This window comes from Pseudomonas sp. P4_B3 (assembly GCF_056402295.1).
The window spans coordinates 82,606-105,340 of sequence record NZ_JBFUHR010000016.1; the positions used below are offsets into that span (position 1 = coordinate 82,606).

A 22,735-nucleotide genomic window follows, 5' to 3' on the forward strand; every position below is an offset into this window, starting at 1 on the left:
GCCTGTTCAATTTGCGCGTTGCTTACTTGGCGGCTTTGGGGGCCTTGGCAGGCTTGGCCGGGGCGATCGGCTCAGCGGCTTCAACGACCTCGAGCGCTGCGACAGCTTCTGCGACTTCAACCGGTGCGCTGAGCAATTCGGACAGAGCGTCCGGCTGGCTCTTGAACGCCTTGGCGAACACGTCGCGATTCTTCGCCATGTAGATCCCGGCTTCTTCCACTTGCTGCTCGGTCAGGGACGGAACGGCTTTTTGCAACACTTCAGCCAGCAATTCGGCCAGTTCGAGCATTTTGTCATGACGGTCAGCTTCGGCTTTATCCATGAACAAGCGCTCCAGATCTCGGCTGCTGCGGTATACCACTTCGACGGCCATTCACCACCTCACATGCCTTCACATTGGTTGTCGATTTCGACTACTGTATCTATATACAGCTAAAGGATAAGCGAAACCCTGTCTTTTGGATAGTGGCTTTTCAATGTAGACCGGATTCGAGATTTGTCAGGTGAGGCGCTGTACGGGTGCGACCAAACGCCACGGCGCGCGATCCAGAGCGGCTCGCCATCATGGGCTGGCCTTTTTTCTGCATGCAGAAAAACCGTCACGTCCAACCCGCATCATCCGGTCGAACCGACCTAAGGAAGCATCATCGTGAAAATCAACTGGGCCGAAAAACTGCGGCAGAACGTGCATGGACTGGCCGAGTCCCTGGGCAATCTGTTCGTCGAAACCTTCCACTACCTGGCGCTGTTCGCCATTGGTGCGGTGACCGCGTGGGCGGCGGTGATGGAATTCCTCGGGATGATCGAAGAGGGGCACATCAAGATCGATGACATCTTGCTGCTGTTCATCTATCTGGAACTGGGAGCGATGGTCGGGATTTACTTCAAGACCAATCACATGCCGGTGCGCTTCCTGATCTACGTGGCGATCACCGCGCTGACGCGGCTGCTGATTTCCAACGTTTCGCACCACAACCCGCCGGACCTTGGGATCATCTACCTGTGCGGCGGGATTCTGCTGCTGGCGTTTGCGATTCTGGTGGTGCGTTATGCTTCGTCGCAATTTCCTTCGGTGAAGATTGAGAACCCGCACCGCAAAACAGGTGCGGGCACCAGTGAGCATTCCGAAGTAGAAAAGGGCGAGCTTTAAAGCCCCATGGCGGGTCGGGGCCGGCCTTTGGCTGGTGGCGGCAGGCTGTGCATGCCGCCATCGGTCATGGATTCGAGGATGGCCACGGCACTGTGGCCCTGCTCGATGGCAATGCCGAACTGAATGCTTTGCACCAGTCGTTTCAGGCGCTCGGGGTCATTGCGTTGTTCGGCACTGATCATGCGCTTTGCGACTACGCGTCCACTGTTGGACAGGGTCAGCATGATGCTGCCATCCAGGCCCTGAATGCTCAGGTTGATCTGGTAATCCGCTGCAAAGGCATCGGTAATGAGCTGGAAAGGGTTGTCCATGATGCGTCACCGCCTGATTGAACGTGCAGTTGTTGACCGGCCGTGATCGGGTTGGTTCGCAATGCCTGACCACCGGCCATCTCGCCATCATTGTTCCAACCAGGATGTAGCAAGGGGCATGCCGACAAAATTGTCGGACAAAAAAACGTTCTGTAGGAGCGAGCCTGCTCGCGATGGTCGTGAACGATAACGCGTCAAACCAGATGGTTTGCGGCGCCTGAGGGTTTTTCGCGAGCAAGCTCGCTCCTACAGGGGCCGCGTTTTCTGCACGTTTCAGGGCAATAAACCTCGGTGTGCAACCAAAACGGTCAACATTCCACCCAGTTCACCGCCAGTCCGCCCCGCGACGTCTCTTTGTACTTGTCGTGCATGTCGGCGCCGGTGTCGCGCATGGTGCGAATCACCCGGTCCAGGGAAATGAAGTGCTGGCCGTCGCCACGCAGGGCCATTTGCGTGGCGTTGATGGCTTTCACTGCGGCGATCGCATTGCGCTCGATGCACGGCACTTGTACCAGTCCGCCAACCGGGTCGCAGGTGAGGCCGAGGTTGTGTTCCAGGCCGATTTCGGCGGCGTTTTCCAGCTGCTCCGGGGTGGCGCCAAGCACCTCTGCCAGGCCGGCGGCGGCCATGGCGCAGGCGGAGCCGACTTCACCCTGGCAGCCGACTTCGGCCCCGGAGATCGAAGCGTTTTTCTTGCACAGGATGCCGACGGCCGCTGCGCCCAGGAAGAACGCGACCACGTCATCGTCAGACGCATCGGCATTGAATTTCATGTAGTAGTGCAGCACCGCGGGAATGATCCCCGCCGCGCCGTTGGTCGGTGCCGTGACCATGCGCCCGCCGGCTGCGTTTTCTTCGTTCACGGCAAGGGCATACAGGTTGACCCATTCCATTGCCGACAAAGTGGACGTAATGACATTCGGCTTGCCGATTTCCTGCAGGCTGCGATGCAGTTTCGCCGCTCGACGTGGAACATTCAGACCGCCGGGCAAGATGCCTTCGTGACGCAAGCCCTGTTCGACGCATTCGCGCATCACCGACCAGATATGCAACAGGCCCTGGCGAATCTCGGCATCACCACGCCATGCCCGTTCGTTGGCCATCATCAGTTCGCTCACCCGCAGGCCGTGCTCGTTGCACAGCTTGAGCAGTTCGGCGGCGCTGGAGAAATCGTAAGGCAGCACCACATCGCCAGCCGGTGCGATACCGGATTCGGCTTCAGCCGCTTCGATGATGAAACCGCCACCCACCGAGTAATAGGTCTGCTCGAACAGTTCGCCGGTTTCACCGAAGGCTGCCAGGGACATGGCGTTGGGGTGGTAGGGCAGGCTCTCGTTTAGCAGCAGGAGATCGCGTTGCCAGTCGAAGGCAATGTCCGCAACGCCTGCCAGGCACAATTTGCCGGTTTCGCGCAGGGTGTGAATGCGGCTGTCGATGGTGGTGGGATCGATGCGGTCGGGCCATTCGCCCATCAGACCCATGACGCAGGCGCGGTCCGTTGCGTGGCCGACGCCGGTCGCTGACAGAGAACCATAGAGGCGAATTTCCACACGTCGCACGTCAGCCAGAAAACCGTGATCGACCAGCGCTTGGGCAAAGGTTGCGGCAGCGCGCATCGGACCGACGGTATGGGAGCTGGACGGGCCGATGCCGACTTTGAATAGATCGAAAACACTGATAGCCATGCTAAAGCCTTTACATGCAATGGAAGGGTAATCGCTGCCATTTCTGTAGGACAAGCGCAATTTGGGCGATACTGCCTGTCACGATCCTACGTGACCAACGAAAATTCCTAAGACATCCTTTAGCAGGACTAAACGATGAGCCGTCAATTACACGCCCAGACGTATGTCTGGCTGAACGTGTTTGCCTGTGCCGCGCGGCACTTGTCGTTCACCCGCTGCGCCGAAGAGCTGCACATCACACCGGGGGCGGTCAGCCAGCAGATCCGTCAGCTGGAAGAACGCCTGGGTTTTCGTCTGTTTCACCGCCGCGCCCGCGGAGTGGAGTTGAGCGCTGAGGGCCAGCGTCTGGCCATTACCGTCAACGAGGCATTTGGCAGCATCGACGCGGAATTGCGGCGACTGGATGCGGGCATGATCAGCGGGATTCTGCGGGTACGTTCGATTCCGTCGTTCCTGAGCAAATGGCTGACGCCGCGTCTGCCGCGTTTGCAGCAGCGTTTTCCGGATATTCAGTTGCGCCTGGTGGCCGAGGACAGCAGCGTGCCGTTGCATGAAGGCGACTTCGACCTGGCGATCGACCTGAACGACGGCAGCTACCCGGGCCTGTTATCCACAGCCTTGCTCGATGAGCAGATTTTTCCTGTGTGTGCACCGAGCCTGTTGCGCGGTCGTCCGCCTCTGCACGGTCCGGCAGACCTGATGCACTTTCCCTTGCTGCACGACATCACCGCCTGGCGCGGCAGCTATGAGTACGCGGAATGGGAGTTTTACCTCAACGCCATCGGTTTCGAGGGGGCGGATGTGCGACGCGGGCATACGTTCAATCGCAATCACCTGACGATCGAAGCGGCCATCGCCGGGATGGGGGTGGCGATTGCCCGACGGACACTGCTCAACGATGAGCTGGAGCGTGGGGCGTTGATCGTGCCGTTCGGCCTGGCGGTGCCCAATCACAAGCGCTACATGCTGCTTTACGCACCAGGGGCATTGAGCCATCCGGGTGTGCGCGCGGTGCACGATTGGTTGGTGGAGGAGGCGGGCGCTTTTCGCAGTTTGCACCCGTTGGGGGAGCGGCAAATGTGAGCAATTATTACGTAAGAGCAGGGCGACCCAACTCCCGACCTTAACAGCGCTTTTACCGGTTGTCCGGCTTTTTTTGCGATTGAAAATTTATCTTTTTTAGGGGGTTGAATTGTTCAGCGTACAGACCGATTGTGTAAGCAAGAGGTCACGGTGATGACGCCCAAGGGCTTAGCTGACCGGCCTCTCGCGAGCTAGCTGAAATAAGGGATGAACTATGCAAATCCAAGTCAATAGCGATAACCATATTCAAGGCAGTAAACGACTGGAGGAGTGGGTACGTACGACCATTGAGAGCACGCTCGAACGCTACGAAGAGGACCTGACACGCGTCGAGGTTCACCTGCGGGACGAGAACGGCGACAAGCCGGGTCCCCATGACATGCGCTGCCAACTGGAGGCGCGGCCAAAAGGCCATCAACCGGTTTCCGTCACCCATAAAGCCTCCACCATGGAGCAGGCGATCGACGGAGCAGCTACCAAACTTGAACATGCGCTGGAGCATATGTTCGGCAAATTACGCGGCAAACGAGCCAATGTGGTGCCCATCGAGAGTGGCGCCCATGCCGACCAGCTGCTGGAAGAAGAGTTTCTGGAAAACGAACAGGCGGCGCTTAACGGCTGACACCTGATTCACTTTTTACCTTCCCATTAGAACGGGCCTGCATTGCAGGCCCGTTTTCGTTTGGGTGGCTTTTGGATTCCATGGCCATTGGACTGGGCTATCGGGACGGCCGAGTTTGCGGTGCAGCCAATGGGCGTAATAGAGGGCTGCACCCGATCCTTTTGCATATGAGAATATTTATCATTAATATCGCAACCTTGCCGGCCCCCTGACGCTGTCGTGGCCTCCCCGGTTTTCAGGTCGGAACATGAACGATGATCACTCTGCCCCCAGACCCCCACGATATCGAACGCGACGAACAGCGTGGCGACCGTGCGCATTTTCTCCAGGTGTTTCTCTCCCAGCGTTCACAAATGGAGGCACTGGTGAGTCGGCGCGTCGGTTGCCGGGCGACGGCGGCTGACCTGGTGCAGGACTTGTTCCTGCGTTTCTGGCGGCGGCCGCTGGTGCAGGTCGAGGAGCTCGGCACGTATCTGCTGCGCTGCGCCGGCAATATCGCCATCGACCATTTGCGCAGTGAAGGCACGCGGGTCCGGGCCAGCGAAGGCTTGATGGTGGAGCCACCGGACAGCCACGGCTGCGGACCGCAAGCGGCGCTGGAGGCGGGCAACGATTTGCGCCACGTCGAAGCGGCGTTGCGCGCATTACCGCAGCGCACGCGGCAGATCTTTTTACTCAATCGCATTCACGGCCGTAAATACGCCGAGATCGCCAAGGCCATGGGTTTGTCCCAAAGTGCCGTGGAAAAACATATGATGCGCGCCCTCGAAGCCTGCAAGGCCAGCCTTCGGGAGCCTGAAACACGAACGCCAGGGAAAGCACCGTGAACCACTTCGAACGCGTCACCCCGACGCCCGCTCAGGAGCAGGCCGCGCTGGCCTGGCTGAGCCTGTTGCATGACCAGCCTGGCAGTGGTGATCAGGCGGCGTTCAGCCAGTGGTTGCGAGCCGATACCGCTCATGCGCAGGCGTATGCCCAGGCGCAGGTCTTGTGGGAGTTGAGCGAAGGGCCGGCGCGCACGCTGGCCGATGAAGACGCTTTTGCCATGCAAGACTATCTCAATGCCATCAAACGCTCGCGGCGCAGCACGGTCGGACGTTGGTCGGGTGCGCTGGCGATGGCCGCGTGCCTGCTGTTGATGATCAGTCTCGGCACGGGTTGGCAGCCGATGCGTTGGATGGATGACCTGGGGGCGGATTATGTCTCGGCACCGGGGGAAATCCGCACTGTCATTCTGGCCGATCAGTCGCAGGTGACACTGGATGCCGACAGCGCCATCGCCGTGGATTTCAGTCGCGGTGAGCGGCATGTGCAACTGCGTCGCGGCGCCGGTTTTTTCAGTGTCACCCACACCGGCGAGCCGTTTGTGGTGGATGCCGAGAAAGGCCAGGCGCGGGTCCTGGGTACGCAGTTCGAAGTCCGTTTGCAGCCTCACGGTGCACAGGTCACGGTGTTGTCGGGACGGGTTGGCGTGACGGCGGACCAGAACGCGGAACAGCAAATTCTCACCGCCGGCCAGCAAGTGGCCTATGGCGAAGGCACAGCGGAAAAACTCCACGGGGTGGACAGCGAAGCGCAGTTAGCCTGGCGCCAGGGCTGGCTCAATTACTACAAGGCGACGTTGGCCGATGTGGTGCAGGATTTGGGGCGCTATTACCCCGGACGGATCGTGCTGCTCAATGATGAACTGGCGGCACGCCGGGTCAGTGGCAGCTTTCCGAGCAGGAACCCGCAGGCGGTGTTGAGTTCACTGCAAGGCGTGTTGGGGTTTGAGCAGCATCAGGTTTTGGGGCACCTGATTATTTTACGTTGAAGCTGCTGGCCTCTTCGCGGGCAAGTTCAATCACTACCTCGCCCGGAATAAAAATATTTTCAGAATTGTAGTGAGGTAAATCCGATTGCCATCCGTGTAGTGACTGAAACTGCGAGTCATTCGCATCCGTTGTGGTTCTACACAGGTCATGAGTCATGAAGTCCAGGGCAAAATCGGGGTCGGTCAAACAATGGTTGGGTGTGTCTGCGTTGAGCTTTTCGGCATTGGCGTTGTTGCCGCTGAGCGTGGTGCTGGCCGCTGAGGCTGGCAACAGCCAGCAACTCGCGCAGTTCAGTTTTTCCCTGGCCGCCAAACCGCTGCCCCAAGCCTTGAGTGATTTCAGCCGGGTGACCGGCATCAGTGTCGTCTACACCGATGAAGCGCCGTACGGCCTCAATGCGCCAGCGGTCAATGGCCAGATGAGTGCCGAACAGGCCCTGCAACGTCTGCTCACCGGTTCGGGATTGACGTTCCGCCGCACCGATGGGCACACCATTGCACTGGAACCACGGCCGACCGAAGGTGCGTTGAGCCTGGGCGCTACCACCATTACCTCGGTGATGGATGAGTCCATGAGTTACCAGCCGCCACCGACTTCTTCAGTGATGCGCTCCTCGGCCCCGATTCAGGAAATCCCGCAGACCGTCAATGTCGTCCCGGCCCAGGTCATTCGCGACCAGGCTCCGCGCAATCTCGATGACGCCCTGGCCAATGTCAGCGGCATCACCCAGGCCAACACCCTTGGCAGCACCCAGGACTCGGTGATGGTCCGCGGCTTTGGCGACAACCGTAACGGCTCGATCATGCGAGACGGCATGCCGATCGTGCAGGGTCGTGGTCTCAACGCCAGCGTCGACCGGGTCGAAGTACTCAAGGGCCCGGCCTCGTTGCTCTACGGCATCCAGGATCCGGGCGGCGTGGTCAACATAGTCAGCAAGAAACCCGAGCTTGAGCAGTACAACGCCTTGACCGTGCGCGGCTCGAGCTATGGCGACGGCAAGAATGGCAGCGGCGGCGGTCTCGACAGCACCGGTGCCCTGGGCGACTCCGGGCTGGCGTACCGCATGGTGCTCGACTACGAAGACGAAGATTACTGGCGCAACTTCGGTGTACATCGTGAGAGCCTGATCGCGCCGTCGCTGGCCTGGTACGGTGAAAGCACCAAGTTGCTGTTCTCCTATGAGCACCGCGAATTCCTCACGCCGTTTGACCGAGGCACGCTGATCGATCCACGGACCAACCATCCGCTGGACATCTCGCGCAACGAGCGTCTCGACGAGCCGTTCAACAACATGGAGGGGCGTTCGGACCTCTATCACTTCGAGGCCGATCACGAGCTCAACGACAACTGGAAGGCCCATTTCGGCTACAGCTGGAACCGCGAAACCTACGACGCCAGCCAGGTGCGCGTGACTGCAATCGACACCAATAAGGGCGCCCTGACCCGCAGCATGGACGGCACCCGGAATGCGATCAGCACCGACCGCTTCACCACCGCCAGCCTCGAAGGCAACGTGGATGTGTTCGGCATGCAGCATGACCTGCTGTTCGGCGTCGATGACGAGTACCGCAAGATTTTCCGCGAAGACCTGATCCGCCAGAAAAGCCGCACCCAGTTCAGCTACGTGAACCCGATCTATGGCCAGGAAGTGCCGGGCACCACTGTCAGTGCGGCCGACAGCGCGCAGACCGATGAACTGCGTAGCGATTCGGTGTTCCTGCAGGATTCCATCCACCTCAACGACCAATGGATTCTGGTGGCCGGCGCGCGCTTCCAGGCGTACGACCAATACGCCGGCAAAGGCGTACCGTTCCACGCCAACACCGACAGTAACGGGCAGAAATGGGTGCCGCGCGCGGGCCTGGTATACAAATACACCGATGCCTTGTCGTTTTATGGCAGCTACACCGAGTCGTTCAAACCCAACTCGACCATCGCGCCGTTGAGCGGCAGCAGCACCGTGCTTGACGGCGGCATCGCGCCGGAAGAAGCCAAGTCCTGGGAGCTGGGTGCCAAGCTCGATCTGCCGGGCCGCGTCACTGGCAACATCGCGCTGTTCGACATCAAGAAACGCAACGTGCTGGTGGCCAACGCCGAAGGCCCGACCACGATTTACAGTGCCGCCGGCGAAGTGCGTTCCCGTGGCCTGGAAGTGGACTTGAGCGGTCAGCTGACGGATCGCTGGAGCATGATCGGCAGCTACGCCTACACCGATGCCGAAGTCACCGAAGACCCTGTTTACAAGGGCAATCAACTGCAAAACGTGGCAAAGAACAGCGGCTCGCTGTCGGCCGTCTATGACTTCGGCACCATCGTCGGCGGCGACCAACTGCGGGTCGGCGCCGGGGCGCGTTATGTGGGGGAGCGCGCGGGCAATGCGGTGAACGATTTCGACCTGCCGAGCTACACCGTGGCCGATGCGTTCGCCACCTACGACACAAAGGTCGAAGGGCAGAAGGTCAAGTTCCAGCTCAACGTGAAGAACCTGTTTGACCGTACTTACTACACCTCGGCGGCGAGTCGGTTCTTTGTGTCGATGGGTGACTCGCGGCAGGTGACGTTGTCGAGCACCTTGGAGTTCTGACGACTGTTTCTCCCTGTGGGAGCGAGCCTGCTCGCGATGGCGGTCTGAAGGACGCCGAAAATCCCGCGCCTAGCGCAAAAACGCCTGGCGATATTCGCCGGGCGTTCCACCGAGGGCCTGGCGAAACCGGTTGGTGAAATGGCTGGCACTGGAAAATCCGCAGGCCAGCGCAATCTCCCCCAGTGGCTGCAAGGTCGTGCGCAGCAACTCCTGCGCCCGGTTCAGGCGTCGTGCCAGCACATACTGGTGGGGTGGCAAGCCGAAGCTTTCGCGGAACATCCGCGCGAAGTGGTATTCCGACAACGCGCACAACGCCGCCAACTGGCCGAGACTGATGGCCTCGTCCAGATGGCTGTCGATGTACTCCACCAGATGTCGGCGCTGATGCGCGGCCAACCCACCTTTAAGGCGCAGGCCTTGCCGGGCATTGACCTGGCTGAGCAGGGCATGGCTGAGCAGTTCGTGAGCCAGGCTGCTGGTGAGCAGGCGCTCGCCCGGCTCGTCCCAGTTCAGGGTGATCAACTGTCGAAAGCGCAGCGCCTGCTGCGGATCATCGAGAAAGGTCTGCTCGCGCAGTTGCATTTCCCGTGGCTCGCGATCGAGCAGGGTGACACAGCCGAGGGCAAATTGTTCGGGGCTGAAATACAGGTGTGCCAGGCGAATGTCGCCGTTGATCACCCAGCCTGACTGGTGATCAGCCGGGAGGATGCAAAGTTTGTCCGGGCCACCCTTGTTGCCGGGCTGGTCGCGGCGAAAGGTGCCGGTGCCGCCGGCGATGTAACAGGACAACGTGTGGTGGCTGGGCGCTTCGTATTCCTGGGCGTCGTGGTGATTGCTCCACAAGGCTGCAGACAAGCCGTCACCGAGCTCGGCGCTGTGCTCGAGGCGAGCATTCGGCGAGCGGTTGAGGGCTTGAAAAACTTGTAGGGTATCCAGTGCAGCCATGATCGTTGCTCTCTAACACCTGCATCCAACGCCTTGCATCCTACTCCGTAGACGCTTGCCTGCCAGCCTGTCGCCAGACAAAAGCGCAAGTTTATGCAAGTGCGTCCAGGCGTGGCGCTGGACACTGGGCACCTATCGAGGAGCCTTAGTCATGAACCTTTCGTTGTACCTGCTGACCGTGCTGATCTGGGGTACCACCTGGATTGCCTTGAAATGGCAACTGGGCGTGGTGGCCATTCCCGTGTCGATCGTCTATCGCTTCGGCCTCGCCGCGCTGGTGCTGTTCGTGATCCTGCTGCTCAGCCGGCGCCTGCAAATGATGAACCGCCGCGGGCACCTGATCTGCCTGGCTCAGGGCTTGTGCCTGTTCTGCGTCAACTTCATGTGCTTCCTCACGGCGAGTCAGTGGATTCCCAGCGGTCTGGTGGCGGTGGTGTTTTCCACCGCCACCCTGTGGAATGCCCTCAACGCGCGGGTGTTCTTCGGTCAGAAAATCGCCCGCAATGTGCTGATGGGCGGTGCGCTGGGCCTGCTTGGTCTGGGCCTGCTGTTCTGGCCGGAGCTGGCCGGGCATACCGCGAGTCCGGAAACCTTGCTCGGTCTCGGTCTGGCCCTGTGCGGCACCTTGTGTTTCTCGGCGGGCAACATGCTTTCGAGCCTGCAGCAGAAGGCCGGTCTCAAACCGCTGACCACCAATGCCTGGGGCATGGCTTACGGGGCGGCGATGCTCACGGTGTGGTGCCTGGTCAAAGGCATTCCCTTCGACATGGAAATGAGCGCACGTTACATCGGGTCACTGTTGTACCTGGTGATTCCGGGATCGGTGATCGGTTTCACCGCCTACCTGACCCTGGTCGGCCGCATGGGGCCTGAGCGGGCTGCGTATTGCACGGTGCTGTTTCCGGTGGTGGCGCTCAATGTGTCGGCGTTTGCCGAGGGTTACCAATGGACCGCCCCTGCATTGGCGGGGTTGGGGTTGGTCATGCTGGGTAATGTGCTGGTGTTCCGCAAACCCGGGACGAGTGCCAGTCCCATGGCGCGCAAACTGGCGTGAACTTCAGGCTATTCAGCTATCCTTTACCCCCACGAGGTAAATCAGACCGAGAAACATGTACTCAATGTTATTCCGTGCCCAGTCAAAAGCGCTGCGCTGGGCGGAGTACTCCAGGTCAAACCATTCATTGAGTATGATGACGTAAAATGTTTGATAAACAAAAATCGCCATGGTGAATCCCACTATGGCGAATTTTTTTGCTTCATGGAACTCATGGTGGGGTGCGTTAATTGTTTGGATGAGCTGATAAGTTCCAATCAGGCAGCTCAAGGTGAATATGGTTTCAATTGTTATTATTGCCCAGTAAAAACGATGATGAAACAGTGTTGAGGCAATTGCCCTGTATCGCCTGGATTCATTGCCCTCGGTAACGCTCATGCTTATGATGCGTCCGATGTATTCGGCATATGCCGTATAGTCGGTGAAATTGTTGGCGAGCGTCATAAGTCCGAACAATGCCGCCAGTAATACGACAATAATTTTGCTTCGCCTAATCATTGTTATGGTTGTGATGTTGAACATTCATATGTTCTCCGGGTGTGTGGCTAGTTGCACGGAGTTTATATTGGATGAATGCAGTTGATGCGACGACTGAGTTGCAAGCTGTGTCGTATTTTGCTTTTTATTAAATGAGTATTGTGTGCTTGAGCACTTGTGAAGTCTGGCACGTCAATTAAGACGTGCCGTCATTTCATCAGCCTTTCCAGACCTGGGGATTGACCAGATCCTGCGGTCGCTCGCCCAACAAGGCGCTGCGCAAGTTGGCCAGTGCTCGGTTGGCCATGGCATCGCGGGTCTCATGGGTGGCCGAGCCGATGTGCGGCAAGGTCACGGCATTTTTCAGCTGGAACAGTGGCGACTCGGCCAGTGGTTCTTTTTCGTACACGTCCAGCCCTGCACCCCGAATGCGGTTGTTTTGCAGCGCTTCGATCAGCGCCGGTTCATCCACCACCGGACCACGGGAAATGTTCACCAGAATGGCACTTGGCTTCATCAGTGCCAGTTCACGATGGCTGATCAAGTGTTTGGTTTTCTCGCTGAGCGGCACCACCAGGCAGACGAAATCAGCTTCGGCCAGCAATTGATCGAGGCTGCGGTACTGCGCGCCGAGTTCCTGTTCCAGTTCGGTCTTGCGGCTGTTACCGCTGTAGATGACCGGCATGTTGAACCCCAGGCGGCCACGCCGGGCGATGGCGGCACCGATGTTGCCCATGCCGACGATGCCCAGCGTCTTGCCATGCACATCACAACCGAACAGCTGCGCACCGACAGTGGCCTGCCATTGCCCGGCCTTGGTCCAGGCATCCAGTTCGGCGACGCGACGCGCGCTGCTCATCAACAGAGCAAACGCCAGGTCGGCGGTGCTTTCGGTGAGCACATCCGGCGTGTTGGTCAGCATGATCCCGCGTTCGTTGAAGTAGGCCAGGTCATAGTTGTCATAGCCCACCGAGACGCTGGACACCACTTCCAGCCTGGCGGCGTTTTCCAACTGGGCGCGGCCGAGTTTGCGACCCACGCCGATCAGGCCGTGGGCGTGGGGCAGGGCTTCGTTGAATTGGGCGTTGATGTCGCCGTTTTTCGGATTCGGCACGATGACATCGAAGTCTTGTTGCAGGCGTTCGACCATTTCCGGGGTGACGCGGCTGAAGGCCAGGACAGTCTTTTTCATGGGAGGCGGGCTCGTCGGGCGGTGAAGAATGATGAGCACGCTAACATTCTTCGCGGGATTTGTGCGAGTCGTCAGGCGGTCAATGCAAGCTTGCAGCTTGCGGTGCTCCATCCAGTTATACTGCCGCACTTCTTATACTGTGGCATGCGGCTCGTTCACCGGGCCCGACACTTCATGCACCACCCGGAGCTTTCATGACTTCCCCGAAACAACCGCCGGTCGCCGACGCCCTGAGCGACGTGCAGGCAGAGCTGCCAGACAGCGTCGACTCCAGCGCCGACAGCGAAACCAAAGCCGAAATCCCGGCCTTCAAGTTCCCGTTCAAACCGGGCGAACTGGCGGCCGCCAAGGGCTCCAACCAGCCGTGGTACAAGAACGGCGCCAAGAACGGCCACACCAAGACACCGGGCATGGCGCCGCCGGGAACTCGTCGATCGATGGGTAAGCGTTAAGGTTCAGGCATTTTCAGGTCGCCCGTATTCCTTGCTGTAAGTCAGAGCGTTCCTACACCGGTTGGCGATTCGCCCTCTGGGAATCTCGAAGGCCATTCGTCGAGGATTCATTTCCATGAATCTTGATGAAGGTTTTCTCATGCGTCTGCTTAAGTTTTTTTCTGCACCCCTGATAGTGGCTCTGGCCGCGGGTTGTACTACAGCTGTCGTCGATCCACAGATCCGTTTCGGTGTCGAGCCGCTTGTATCGCCGTTTGAATTCCGTAACGAGAATGGCGAACTGGAAGGGCTCAATATCGAGTTGGGCAATGCGCTGTGTGCCGAACTCAAGTCCCGCTGTGTCTGGGTTGACCAGGATTACGCCACCAACATCGATGCGCTCGAAGGCGGTCGTTTCGACGCAATCATGCCGATGACAGCCACATCGTTGCGTCGCGAGCGTGTCGATTTCACCGAAAACCTGTATCCCCTGAGCAGCAGGCTGGTGGCTCCCAAGGGGGCGAATCTGCAACCCGATGCTCAATCGCTCCGGGGCAAGCGTGTCGGCGTGCTGGCCGGTACCAGTCGCGAGGCGTTCGCCAAGGCGCGTTGGGCGCAGGCGGGGGTAACAGTACGCAGCTTCAACCTCAATGATCAATTGATCGCCAGCCTGCTGGCGGGAGAGCTGGATGCGACTTTGCAAGACTCGATCGAAATTACCTACGCGCTATTGAGTAAACCGCAGGGGCAAGGTTTTGACTTCGCCGGCCCGGCGATTAGCGATCCCATGCTGGGCAGCGGCGTGGCCATGGCGGTTCGCAAAAACGACACCCTGCTGCGCAATAACCTGAATGCTGCTCTTGAGCGGTTGAAACAAAATGGTCAGCTGCAAGCAATTACCCAGCGCTACTTGCCGACGCCGGCTCTCGAGTTTCCTCGGTACTTTCCAAACGAAGAAGGCATGCCATTTTCCAATGCGGTTCAGGTTGGTCAGACACTTTACCTCTCTGGCGTAATCGGAATGACGGAGGCAGGGGAGTTGGTGAAAGGTGGTATAGGGCCGCAAATGGAACAGGCCATGGCCAATCTGCGCAACGCACTGCAGCATCATGGGTCGTCTCTGGCGCAGGTGGCCAAATGCACGGTTATTCTTTCCGACATGAAGGACTTTGCTGCCATGAATGCTGTTTATCGCAGCTACTTTCCGGCGGATCGGTTACCCGCTCGTACTACATTTGCTGGCAAGCTTGTACTGGACGCAGGGGTGGAAGTGGAGTGTCTGGCGGTCACGACGCTTTAAATCTTTACCTGTCTGAAGGCGCGTGCGCAGCTCGCAAAGCTGCGCACCTGACCTCTCAAGCCGTGCGCAACGAAATGAACGCAAAGTTCGTCGGCGCATCCGCCGCCACTTTCGCCCCGGCCGCAACAATCTGCCCGGCGATATCGTCCCCCGACACATGAAACAGCCACTCGCTGCCCCACTCCGGCAACATTTGCCCGGTCAGTTCGTCGATGATTCTGGCGAACTCCGCCATATCCGGAAGATATGCGGTAAACCCGTCGCCCTTCAGGGCCGTCGTGCGGATGCCCAGCTGTGCGCAAATCGCATCCTTGGTCTGAATTTCGTCGCGATCCGCCTGACGGGAACGCTGGATCAATTCCGATAACTCCCGGTCGACCAGTTTGCCACCGACAATCAGCTCTGGCCCTGTTTCCCAGGACTCTGGCGGGCACTCCTTGGCGGTGGGGTTCAGGGGAATGTGCGGATTGATTTCCATCGGATAGATGCGACACACCAACGGCCGGCGTTCGTAGATGCGGCAGCGGTTGTCTTCGTCAAGATTCCGGCAGGGGCCGACATTGTAGGCGGCGAAGGTGATGGCCACGTACGCGTCGGATTCGCCGCTGCGCACCGCCGCCGAACGGCGTACGGTGTGCTCCCGTTGTTGCACTGGCAGGCCCAGGCCGTTGTCCAGAAACGCTTCCACCAGCACGATCACCTGAGCACCGTCGGCTGCCCACATCCGGGCTTCGCTCAGGGTCAGGGGCACATGGTGGCCGTTGCAGCATTTGCCGCAGCCTACGCAGGAAAACCTTGTATTCATTGAGTGTTCATTCGCATTACAGGGCATGAAACGGCGACAGAATGCCGCCACAAAAGCCGCTATCGAAGCAAATTATGCGCCACTCAGTTGGCCTCGCCGGCCGGAGCAAGCCCGCTCCTACAGGAATCGCGCCCTACACATGTTTTGTGATCGGCTCGGTCACTGTAGGAGCTGGCTTGCCAGCGAAGGCGGCATGTCAGAGAGGAACCGGCTCCCGGCGGACTGCGCGCATCCCGACGCTTTCATACAAGCGCCGCGCCCGAAGGTTGTCTTCCAGAACCTTCAGGTCCACGAAGCCTTCACGCCGCTGCTGGAATACCTTGAACGCTTGCAACAGCAAGGCACGCCCCAATCCACGGCCCTGAAACCGCGGATGCACCACCAGGTTCTTGATGTAGGCACTGGTCCAGCACTGACACACACCCACCACACCTTCGGCATCCTGGGCAATGAAGCACAGGGCCGGGTCATATTCCGGATCGGTCTCGAACTGCCGTTGCCACATGTCCAGCGCGGCTACACGCCCAGCGCCGTCGAGATAACCGAGCTCCATCAGCCGGTGCACGGCGGCGCCCAGTTCGGGGCGGTATTCGCCCAGTTGCAGGCCGGCTGGCCAATCGGGGGGCGGCACGACGACAGAGAGGTCGCGTCGCATCAGCCAGCAGTAATCTTCGGTCAACACTCAATAACCCTGTTCGGCGACAGCCTTGGCCGCGGTGATCAGGCACTGGGTCAATTCCGGTGAAGAGAATTTGGTCAGTACCGCGTTCGCCCCCGCCAGTCGTGCTTTCTCGGCGTTCATCGCACTGTCCAGCGAGGTGTGCAGCAGTACATAAAGATGCGCGAAATCCGGAGTTTCCCGCAGGGTACGGGTGAAGGCGTAGCCGTCCATCTCCGACATTTCGATGTCCGAGACGATCAGGTTGATCTGTTGTGCGGTGCCTTGCAGGTCCAGCAGGCAGTCGATGGCTTCCTTGGCGCTGCGGGCCGTATGGCATTGCAGGCCGAGGTTGCGCAGGGTGTGCACCGATTGCTGCAAGGCCACCTGGCTGTCATCGACCACCAGGATGCGCGCGTTGCCGAGCAGTTCGGCGTCTTCCATGCTCAGCTCGGTCGGCGCCATTTCGATTTGTGCCGGGGCGATGCCGTGGATGACTTTTTCGATGTCCAGCACTTGCACCAGGGTGCCATCGACCGACGTCACGCCGGTGATGTAGGCGCGCGAACCACCGGAGCCGAAGGGCGGCGGGCGGATGTCGGTGGTCAGGCAATGGACGATCTTGCTCACGGCCTGCACGTGCAGGCCCTGCTTGGAGCGGCTGACGTCGGTGACGATCAGGCAGCCGCCGTTCGGGTCTTCCAGCGGACGTTCGCCAATGGCACGGCTGAGGTCGATCACCGACAGCGAGGCACCGCGCAGGCTGGCGATGCCTTTGACGTGGGGGTGCGACTCCGGCAGTTTGGTCAGCGGCGGGCAGGGAATGATTTCACTGACCTTGAGCAGGTTGATTGCCATCAGCTTGCCGCTGCGCAAGGTAAACAGCAGAAGCGAAAGTGAGTCTGCGCGGGCTTTGGTGGAGGACATAGGAACCTTCTCTGGAAAAAGGTGACGGGCAATCCCGGGATCGCCAATGACTTCGATGCCGGGTTATCGACTTGTCGGGGGCAGGCTTTAGGGTGAATACCTCTCTCGGGTCAAACACAGGACCATTGTGGCGAGGGGGCTCGCCCCCGTTCGGCCGCGAAGCGGTCGTAAATCCAGCGACTCGGTTTGTCGGTGAAAGCCAGGGGCCGCGTCGCGACCCAACGGGGCGGTGCGGCGATCCGACAAGCCCCCTCGCCACAAAGACTCCACTCACCCTATAGCGACACTATTTCATCCCCAACCGCTTGGCCATCCGCCCCAGGTTCGCCCGATCCAGGCCCAGCTCACGGGCCGCGCTTGCCCAATTGTTGTTGTGCCGTTCCAGGCAGGCACCGATCAATTGACGCTGATAACGCTCGGTAGCCTCGCGCAAGTCGCCGATCACCGCTTGCGTGACGCTGGCGACAGGTTGCTCGGCAGAAGCTTCAACGCTGGCGTTGGGCAAGTCCAGGTCGGCTGCACTCAAGCTGAGAATCTTCGGCCGTTCCTTGCAGTTGCCCAAGGCTTTCAAGGCGCTGCGGCCGATCAAGTGTTCAAGCTCGCGCACGTTGCCGGGCCAGTCGTAGGCCAATAGCGCGGCCTGGGCGTCGCTGTTCAGGCGCAGGCTGTTGAGGCCCATGCGCGAGCGGTTCTGCTCCAGGAAGTAACCGCTGAGCAGCAGCACATCGCGTCCGCGATCGCGCAGGGCCGGCACCAGCAGCGGATAAACGCTGAGGCGATGGTAGAAGTCGGCGCGGTAACGGCCGCTGCGCACTTCTTCGGCGAGGTCGCGGTTGGTCGCCGCGATCAGGCGCACGTCGACCTGATGCTCCTTGTCCGAGCCCAGTCGCTGCAGTTGACCGCTCTGCAACACGCGCAGCAACTTGGCCTGCACGGTCAGCGACAACTCACCGACTTCATCGAGAAACAGCGTGCCGCCGTTGGCCAGTTCGAACTTGCCACGGCGGTCGTTCAGCGCACCGGTAAAAGCACCGCGGACATGGCCGAACAATTCGCTTTCCACCAGTGTGTCGGGCAACGCGGCGCAGTTGAGGCTGATGATCGGTTTGTCGGAGCGGGGCGAGGCGGCATGGATGGCCTGGGCCACCAACTCCTTGCCGACCCCGGTTTCGCCGGTGATCAACACGGTCAGGTCGCTGCCGCCCACCAGACTGATTTCTTCGGCCAGACGCTTGTGGGCCTTGCTTTGGCCGATCATCTCGCGAGTCTGCTGGCCGCTGGCCTGGCGGTAGACCTCGGCGCGCTGATGCTCGTCTTCGACCCGGTTGTTCAAGCGCTCGATGCGCTCAGCGGCGTTGACTGTGGCGGCCGCGAGGCTGGCGAAGGCTTGCAGGGCATCCAGCTCGATCGGTTCGAAGCGCTCCGGATCGAGGGCGTCGAGGGTCAGCAGGCCCCATGGGCGCTCGTCGATGAATAACGGGCAACCCATGCAGTCATGAACTTCCAGATGATCATCCAGGCCATCGACCAGGCCGTCATAGGGGTCAGGCAAGTCGCTGTCGGCAGCGAAACGGGTCGGGCCTGGGCCGCTGAGCAGCGCTTGGAAACGCGGGTGCTCGCTGACCTTGAAGCGCCGACCGAGGGTATCGGTACTCAAGCCGTCGACCGCCAGCGGCACCAGCCATTCACCGTCGAGACGCAGCAGAGCGGCGGCGTCGCATGGCAGCAGGGCGCGCATGGCTTCCAGCAGGCGGCGATAACGCTCGCCCTCGGGCAGTTCGCGGGACAGGTCGGAGACAAGGGGCAGCAGGGCGGTGAGCAGGGGTTTTGCAGTCATAGTGACTCCGTGTAGTCGGTATGACTATAAGTCAGGCAGTGTCTAAATGACTATTAAGTTATTAACTTATTGATTTATAAAGACTAAATAGTTGGCATGGAAACTGATAGGCATAGGGTAATCCGTTAGCAATCCAAGAAGACCAGGAGTCACTTTATGCTGAGCGTTCAAGATCGTGCCATCGTCAAATCCACTGTGCCACTTCTCGAAAGCGGTGGTGAAGCGCTGATCACACACTTCTACCGCATGATGCTCTCCGAATACCCGGAAGTCCGCCCACTGTTCAACCAGGCCCACCAGGCCAGTGGTGATCAGCCGCGAGCCCTGGCCAACGGCGTATTGATGTATGCGCGCCATATCGACCAACTCGACCAGTTGGGCGACCTGGTGGCCAAGATCATCAACAAGCACGTGGCCCTGCAGATTCTGCCGGAGCACTACCCGATTGTCGGCAGCTGCCTGCTGCGGGCCATTGCCGAAGTATTGGGCGAAGAGATCGCCACCCCGGAAGTGATCGCGGCCTGGGGTGCGGCCTACGGGCAACTGGCGGACATCCTCATCGGTGCCGAAACCAGCATCTACGACCAGAAGGAACAGGCACCGGGCGGCTGGCGCGGGGCGCGGGCATTCATCGTGGCCGGCAAGGTCGAGGAGAGCGCCGAGATCACCTCGTTCTACTTTGAACCTGCAGACAAAGGCCCGATCCTGGAGGCAGAACCCGGCCAGTACATCGGCATGAAACTGATCCTCGACGGTGAAGAGATCCGTCGTAACTACTCGCTGTCAGCGCTGGCGAACAAAGGCCAGTACCGCATCAGCGTCAAGCGTGAAGCCGGTGGCCGCGCTTCCAACTACTTGCATGACCAGTTGCATGTCGGCGCCAGCATCCAGTTGTTCCCGCCATCGGGCGAGTTCACCCTGACCGCCAGCGACAAACCTCTGGTGCTGATCAGCGGCGGCGTCGGCATTACCCCGACCCTGGCGATGCTCGAAGCTGCGCTGGAAACTCAGCGGCCGGTGCATTTCATCCACTGCGCGCGCAACGGCAGCGTCCATGCCTTCCGCGACTGGATCGATGGCCTGGCCGAGCGTCACCCGCAGCTCAAGCGCTTCTACTGCTACGCCGAAGATGACGGCGTGAGCCCGGCGGCGCACAAGGTCGGTTTGTTGAGCCAGCAGCAGTTGCATGCATGGCTGCCGGAGCAGCGTGACCTGGATGTTTACTTCCTGGGGCCGAAAGGTTTCATGGCGTCCATCAAGCGTCACCTCAAAGCCCTGGGTGTGCCGGAGAAGCAAAGCCGTTACGAGTTCTTCGGGCCGGCAGCGGCGCTGGAGTAACCCCTAATAAAGATCGCAGCCTTCGGCAGCTCCTACAGGATGCAATCCATTCCGATGTAGGAGCTGCCGGAGGCTGCGATCTTTTGATCTTTCTGGTTAAAAGTTAATCCCTCCTTAACCGTCCTGTCGTCTATTCCCTGCGACATCCCCCTTGCTACGCGCCAGCTCTCAAAGATCAGGCCAGCGTGTAGACTGGCGGGCAATCGAAATTTTCAAGGGAAACGCGATGAGCGATGAATCCATGCGGTTGGGGCGTGAACGGCGCTACCTGGTGTTGTTGGGCATCATTTGCCTGGCGCTGATCGGCGGCGCGCTGTACATGCAAATTGTTCTGGGCGAGGCCCCTTGCCCGCTGTGCATCCTGCAGCGTTATGCGTTGCTGCTGATCGCGATCTTCGCCTTCATCGGCGCCGCCATGCGCACCCGTCGCAGCATCACGGTGTTCGAAACCCTGGTGGTGATCTGCGCGCTGGCAGGCGCAGGCGTTGCCGGACATCACGTCTATACGCAGTTCTATCCGGCGGTCAGTTGCGGCATCGATGTGCTGCAACCGATTGTGGATGACTTGCCGCTGGCGAAGATCTTTCCGCTGGGTTTCCAGGTCGATGGTTTCTGCTCCACGCCATACCCGCCGATCCTCGGTCTGTCGTTGGCACAGTGGGCGTTGGTCGCCTTCGTGCTGATTGTGGTGCTGGTGCCTTTGCTCACGTCGCGTAACCGCAAAGCGCTGCGCTGAGGTCATCTGTCGGCAGGAATTGTCGGACAAAAAAGCCCCGGTCCTTGAAGAGAGGACCGGGGCTTTTTTGTCTTGCTCAGCGCATTTCAGAGGCCGGGTAAAAAGACCGTGATGTGCGACAGCCAAGGGTGCGACACATGTGCGACATGTTGTCACAGAGTCAGTGTCGCAGGGCGTTCGAAGAGGCCGGATTGGTACATGGAAACGTAACGAAATTGGGCTGTTTTGCAGGCTTGCGGTTTTTTCCATTGCGAACGCGAGCAGGCAGTTTTAACAGGGTCTGGCGAATGGCCGAAGCCCCCGTCATATCGGGCTCCGGGCAAGGTAAAGGGCAGTGAAGAGGGGGCCGATACTGTCTGAACTGTGGGTGGAAGACCTACTTATTGTGGTGTTTTTGTTGAGAATTAATTTCGATAAGATGCGCCACTTTTGCGAAAACGGTTAATGATTGTTGCCGGTTCGGATAAAAATTATTTCGGGATGAGACATGGTTTATACAACGTTACATATCTACAATCGCCCGCACTGAATCCCCGGCACTGCTCAAATCTTAACCAGACGTGAGCAGAAACAGGGTGTCGAGAGGTCTGGTGGCTTCATGCGATGCCCAGGTGTCGGAGCCTCCAACTACCCGCACCAAATGGAATTGGTCTGTAACAAGGCCTTTGACCACGAATTCGAATAAGAACTCACCGCAGGCCCGGGATTTGTCGTACAGCGTCTGACGCACAACGGGCATGCCCTTATTCAATCCAAGAAAAATGCCAACCCTTGGCAGGGTGAAGTGTTGGCGATCAAAACCCAACTGCATTGCGCAAGCTGCTTTAGAGGTCGTGAGATGAGTAAAAACAGGTACCCCAGACTACTAGGCTTATTGCCGCTGATCGGCACGTTGTTGCTGTCAGGCTGCAACATGACCTTGCTCAATCCCAAGGGCCAGGTTGGTCTGGACGAGCGAAACCTGATCATCACCGCAACGCTGCTGATGCTGTTGGTCGTGGTGCCGGTCATCGTCATGACCTTCCTGTTCGCCTGGAAATACCGCGCGTCCAACACCAACGCCACCTACACCCCGAAATGGAACCACTCCACCAAGATCGAGATTGCGGTGTGGGCTGTTCCAGTGCTGATCATCATTGCCCTGGGTTACGTCACCTACAAGTCGACCCACGCACTGGATCCGTACAAGCCGCTGGAATCCGACGTCAAGCCTGTGACCATCGAAGTGGTCGCGCTGGACTGGAAATGGCTGTTCATCTACCCGGAACAAGGCATCGCCACGGTCAACAAGATCGTGTTCCCGGCGCACACCCCAGTCAACTTCAAGATCACTTCCGACGCCGTGATGAACTCGTTCTTCATCCCCGCTCTGGGTGGCCAGATCTACGCAATGGCGGGCATGCAGACCAAGCTGCACCTGATCGCCAACGAGAACGCTGAAATGGACGGTATCTCCGCCAACTACAGCGGCGCGGGTTTCACCGGTATGAAATTCAAAGCGATCGCAACTTCCCAGGAAGATTTCGACGCCTGGGTAAGTGAAGTCAAAAAGGCACCTAAACAGCTTGAACAAGCTGAATACGCAGCCCTTTCCAAGCCAAGCCAGAACAACCCAGTCGAGCTCTACTCCTCGGTTACCCCAGGCATGTTCCAGGCCATCGTCGACAAGTACGAAGGCATGAAACCGGGTCCTAAGGTCAAGCACGAGAAAGCAGAGAAAGAAGTGGCCCAAATGGAAGGGATGGACATGAGTTCGCATTCAGCTGCCGGGGCAGAGGAGTAAACG

At 59.2% G+C, this 22,735-nt stretch carries 22 protein-coding genes and 1 pseudogene; 12 read left to right on the plus strand and 11 right to left on the minus strand.

Translation table 11 applies throughout. From position 1 onward, the window contains the following. Positions 1–133: 133 nt before the first annotated feature. Positions 134–373: pseudogene (locus tag AC1DWG_RS19385) on the minus strand (YebG family protein); the annotation flags it as partial. Between the two features lie 276 nt (positions 374–649). On the opposite strand from AC1DWG_RS19385, the gene AC1DWG_RS19390 reads away from it, so the two are divergent. Further along, on the plus strand, positions 650–1,150 hold the full coding sequence (locus tag AC1DWG_RS19390) for a phosphate-starvation-inducible protein PsiE (protein ID WP_477763237.1): 501 nt from the start codon (positions 650–652) through the stop codon (positions 1,148–1,150). Here AC1DWG_RS19390 and AC1DWG_RS19395 read toward each other — a convergent pair. Together AC1DWG_RS19395 and AC1DWG_RS19400 are read right to left on the minus strand one after the other, a co-directional pair. Then, positions 1,147–1,461, minus strand: coding sequence for a DUF3509 domain-containing protein (locus AC1DWG_RS19395; protein ID WP_477752931.1), 315 nt, complete (start codon positions 1,459–1,461; stop codon positions 1,147–1,149). The two genes, AC1DWG_RS19390 and AC1DWG_RS19395, sit on opposite strands and share 4 nt — an antisense overlap. Positions 1,462–1,769: 308 nt before the next feature. Further along, positions 1,770–3,146: an L-serine ammonia-lyase gene (locus AC1DWG_RS19400; protein WP_477763238.1), complete on the minus strand. Its 1,377-nt coding sequence runs from the start codon at positions 3,144–3,146 to the stop codon at positions 1,770–1,772. A 135-nt stretch (positions 3,147–3,281) separates the two neighbouring features. Between AC1DWG_RS19400 and AC1DWG_RS19405 the strand changes: the two genes are divergently transcribed. The 5 genes from AC1DWG_RS19405 to AC1DWG_RS19425 all read left to right on the plus strand — a co-directional run bounded on the left by AC1DWG_RS19405 (position 3,282) and on the right by AC1DWG_RS19425 (position 9,249). After that, on the plus strand, positions 3,282–4,229 hold the full coding sequence (locus AC1DWG_RS19405) for a LysR substrate-binding domain-containing protein (RefSeq protein WP_008046773.1): 948 nt from the start codon (positions 3,282–3,284) through the stop codon (positions 4,227–4,229). A gap of 214 nt (positions 4,230–4,443) precedes the next feature. Further along, positions 4,444–4,851 carry an HPF/RaiA family ribosome-associated protein gene (locus tag AC1DWG_RS19410; RefSeq protein ID WP_007970346.1) on the plus strand — a complete coding sequence of 136 codons (408 nt, stop codon included), beginning with the start codon at positions 4,444–4,446 and terminating at the stop codon, positions 4,849–4,851. 254 nt (positions 4,852–5,105) lie between these two features. Further along, on the plus strand, positions 5,106–5,678 hold the full coding sequence (locus AC1DWG_RS19415) for an RNA polymerase sigma factor (protein ID WP_477763239.1): 573 nt from the start codon (positions 5,106–5,108) through the stop codon (positions 5,676–5,678). After that, positions 5,675–6,664 carry a FecR family protein gene (locus tag AC1DWG_RS19420; protein ID WP_477788204.1) on the plus strand — a complete coding sequence of 330 codons (990 nt, stop codon included), beginning with the start codon at positions 5,675–5,677 and terminating at the stop codon, positions 6,662–6,664. The genes AC1DWG_RS19415 and AC1DWG_RS19420 overlap by 4 nt, the downstream gene beginning before the upstream one ends. Positions 6,665–6,819: 155 nt before the next feature. Next, positions 6,820–9,249 (plus strand): TonB-dependent siderophore receptor, encoded by a 2,430-nt coding sequence (locus AC1DWG_RS19425; protein ID WP_477788205.1) that lies wholly within the window; start codon positions 6,820–6,822, stop codon positions 9,247–9,249. 69 nt (positions 9,250–9,318) lie between these two features. Here AC1DWG_RS19425 and AC1DWG_RS19430 read toward each other — a convergent pair whose 3' ends face one another. Further along, positions 9,319–10,194 (minus strand): helix-turn-helix domain-containing protein, encoded by an 876-nt coding sequence (locus AC1DWG_RS19430; RefSeq protein ID WP_477788206.1) that lies wholly within the window; start codon positions 10,192–10,194, stop codon positions 9,319–9,321. Positions 10,195–10,345: 151 nt separating this feature from the next. Between AC1DWG_RS19430 and AC1DWG_RS19435 the strand changes: the two genes are divergently transcribed. Next, a complete protein-coding gene (locus AC1DWG_RS19435) occupies positions 10,346–11,248 on the plus strand; it encodes a DMT family transporter (protein WP_477788207.1) in 903 nt (300 codons plus the stop codon). Between the two features lie 12 nt (positions 11,249–11,260). Here AC1DWG_RS19435 and AC1DWG_RS19440 read toward each other — a convergent pair whose 3' ends face one another. Both AC1DWG_RS19440 and AC1DWG_RS19445 read right to left on the minus strand, forming a co-directional pair. Next, positions 11,261–11,770, minus strand: a complete 510-nt coding sequence (locus AC1DWG_RS19440) for a DUF2165 family protein (RefSeq protein WP_477788208.1) — start codon at positions 11,768–11,770, stop codon at positions 11,261–11,263. A gap of 172 nt (positions 11,771–11,942) precedes the next feature. Further along, positions 11,943–12,917: a 2-hydroxyacid dehydrogenase gene (locus AC1DWG_RS19445; RefSeq protein WP_477752923.1), complete on the minus strand. Its 975-nt coding sequence runs from the start codon at positions 12,915–12,917 to the stop codon at positions 11,943–11,945. 194 nt (positions 12,918–13,111) lie between these two features. Here AC1DWG_RS19445 and AC1DWG_RS19450 point away from each other — a divergent pair, with 194 nt between their 5' ends. Beyond that, on the plus strand, positions 13,112–13,369 hold the full coding sequence (locus AC1DWG_RS19450) for a hypothetical protein (RefSeq protein ID WP_103394221.1): 258 nt from the start codon (positions 13,112–13,114) through the stop codon (positions 13,367–13,369). Between the two features lie 139 nt (positions 13,370–13,508). After that, complete coding sequence (locus AC1DWG_RS19455) at positions 13,509–14,648, plus strand: transporter substrate-binding domain-containing protein (RefSeq protein WP_477788226.1); 1,140 nt, start codon at positions 13,509–13,511, stop codon at positions 14,646–14,648. A gap of 55 nt (positions 14,649–14,703) precedes the next feature. Here AC1DWG_RS19455 and AC1DWG_RS19460 read toward each other — a convergent pair whose 3' ends face one another. The 4 genes from AC1DWG_RS19460 to norR all read right to left on the minus strand — a co-directional run bounded on the left by AC1DWG_RS19460 (position 14,704) and on the right by norR (position 18,875). Beyond that, entirely contained in the window at positions 14,704–15,453 is a 750-nt protein-coding gene (locus AC1DWG_RS19460; RefSeq protein WP_477788209.1) for a YkgJ family cysteine cluster protein, read from the minus strand. A 196-nt stretch (positions 15,454–15,649) separates the two neighbouring features. Beyond that, complete coding sequence (locus tag AC1DWG_RS19465; protein ID WP_477752955.1) at positions 15,650–16,108, minus strand: GNAT family N-acetyltransferase; 459 nt, start codon at positions 16,106–16,108, stop codon at positions 15,650–15,652. Between the two features lie 27 nt (positions 16,109–16,135). Further along, positions 16,136–17,038, minus strand: coding sequence for a chemotaxis protein CheW (locus AC1DWG_RS19470; protein ID WP_477763246.1), 903 nt, complete (start codon positions 17,036–17,038; stop codon positions 16,136–16,138). A gap of 286 nt (positions 17,039–17,324) precedes the next feature. Further along, entirely contained in the window at positions 17,325–18,875 is a 1,551-nt protein-coding gene (norR, locus tag AC1DWG_RS19475; protein ID WP_477788210.1) for a nitric oxide reductase transcriptional regulator NorR, read from the minus strand. Positions 18,876–19,031: 156 nt separating this feature from the next. Here norR and hmpA point away from each other — a divergent pair, with 156 nt between their 5' ends. Together hmpA and AC1DWG_RS19485 are read left to right on the plus strand one after the other, a co-directional pair. Then, entirely contained in the window at positions 19,032–20,213 is a 1,182-nt protein-coding gene (gene hmpA / locus AC1DWG_RS19480; protein ID WP_477763248.1) for an NO-inducible flavohemoprotein, read from the plus strand. Between the two features lie 226 nt (positions 20,214–20,439). Continuing rightward, the gene (locus AC1DWG_RS19485) at positions 20,440–20,949 is read left to right on the plus strand and encodes a disulfide bond formation protein B (protein ID WP_477763249.1); all 510 of its coding nucleotides are present in this window, start codon (positions 20,440–20,442) and stop codon (positions 20,947–20,949) included. A 550-nt stretch (positions 20,950–21,499) separates the two neighbouring features. Here AC1DWG_RS19485 and AC1DWG_RS19490 read toward each other — a convergent pair. Beyond that, entirely contained in the window at positions 21,500–21,760 is a 261-nt protein-coding gene (locus tag AC1DWG_RS19490) for a hypothetical protein (RefSeq protein WP_218480045.1), read from the minus strand. Positions 21,761–21,787: 27 nt separating this feature from the next. Between AC1DWG_RS19490 and cyoA the strand changes: the two genes are divergently transcribed. Beyond that, positions 21,788–22,732: a ubiquinol oxidase subunit II gene (gene cyoA / locus AC1DWG_RS19495; RefSeq protein WP_115948065.1), complete on the plus strand. Its 945-nt coding sequence runs from the start codon at positions 21,788–21,790 to the stop codon at positions 22,730–22,732. The last annotated feature ends 3 nt before the right edge of the window (positions 22,733–22,735 follow it).

What these genes read in the sequence shown, in the direction of transcription:
- AC1DWG_RS19425 (WP_477788205.1), top strand. Translation starts at nt 6,820, where the DNA reads ATGAAGTCCAGGGCAAAATCGGGGTCGGTCAAACAATGGTTGGGTGTG.
- AC1DWG_RS19455 (WP_477788226.1), top strand. Translation starts at nt 13,509, where the DNA reads ATGCGTCTGCTTAAGTTTTTTTCTGCACCCCTGATAGTGGCTCTGGCC.
- AC1DWG_RS19465 (WP_477752955.1), bottom strand. Translation starts at nt 16,108, where the DNA reads ATGCGACGCGACCTCTCTGTCGTCGTGCCGCCCCCCGATTGGCCAGCC.
- AC1DWG_RS19445 (WP_477752923.1), bottom strand. Translation starts at nt 12,917, where the DNA reads ATGAAAAAGACTGTCCTGGCCTTCAGCCGCGTCACCCCGGAAATGGTC.
- norR (WP_477788210.1), bottom strand. Translation starts at nt 18,875, where the DNA reads ATGACTGCAAAACCCCTGCTCACCGCCCTGCTGCCCCTTGTCTCCGAC.
- hmpA (WP_477763248.1), top strand. Translation starts at nt 19,032, where the DNA reads ATGCTGAGCGTTCAAGATCGTGCCATCGTCAAATCCACTGTGCCACTT.
- AC1DWG_RS19400 (WP_477763238.1), bottom strand. Translation starts at nt 3,146, where the DNA reads ATGGCTATCAGTGTTTTCGATCTATTCAAAGTCGGCATCGGCCCGTCC.
- AC1DWG_RS19470 (WP_477763246.1), bottom strand. Translation starts at nt 17,038, where the DNA reads ATGTCCTCCACCAAAGCCCGCGCAGACTCACTTTCGCTTCTGCTGTTT.
- cyoA (WP_115948065.1), top strand. Translation starts at nt 21,788, where the DNA reads ATGAGTAAAAACAGGTACCCCAGACTACTAGGCTTATTGCCGCTGATC.
- AC1DWG_RS19405 (WP_008046773.1), top strand. Translation starts at nt 3,282, where the DNA reads ATGAGCCGTCAATTACACGCCCAGACGTATGTCTGGCTGAACGTGTTT.
- AC1DWG_RS19460 (WP_477788209.1), bottom strand. Translation starts at nt 15,453, where the DNA reads ATGAATACAAGGTTTTCCTGCGTAGGCTGCGGCAAATGCTGCAACGGC.
- AC1DWG_RS19435 (WP_477788207.1), top strand. Translation starts at nt 10,346, where the DNA reads ATGAACCTTTCGTTGTACCTGCTGACCGTGCTGATCTGGGGTACCACC.
- AC1DWG_RS19415 (WP_477763239.1), top strand. Translation starts at nt 5,106, where the DNA reads ATGATCACTCTGCCCCCAGACCCCCACGATATCGAACGCGACGAACAG.
- AC1DWG_RS19440 (WP_477788208.1), bottom strand. Translation starts at nt 11,770, where the DNA reads ATGTTCAACATCACAACCATAACAATGATTAGGCGAAGCAAAATTATT.
- AC1DWG_RS19430 (WP_477788206.1), bottom strand. Translation starts at nt 10,194, where the DNA reads ATGGCTGCACTGGATACCCTACAAGTTTTTCAAGCCCTCAACCGCTCG.
- AC1DWG_RS19450 (WP_103394221.1), top strand. Translation starts at nt 13,112, where the DNA reads ATGACTTCCCCGAAACAACCGCCGGTCGCCGACGCCCTGAGCGACGTG.
- AC1DWG_RS19490 (WP_218480045.1), bottom strand. Translation starts at nt 21,760, where the DNA reads ATGCAGTTGGGTTTTGATCGCCAACACTTCACCCTGCCAAGGGTTGGC.
- AC1DWG_RS19485 (WP_477763249.1), top strand. Translation starts at nt 20,440, where the DNA reads ATGAGCGATGAATCCATGCGGTTGGGGCGTGAACGGCGCTACCTGGTG.
- AC1DWG_RS19395 (WP_477752931.1), bottom strand. Translation starts at nt 1,461, where the DNA reads ATGGACAACCCTTTCCAGCTCATTACCGATGCCTTTGCAGCGGATTAC.
- AC1DWG_RS19410 (WP_007970346.1), top strand. Translation starts at nt 4,444, where the DNA reads ATGCAAATCCAAGTCAATAGCGATAACCATATTCAAGGCAGTAAACGA.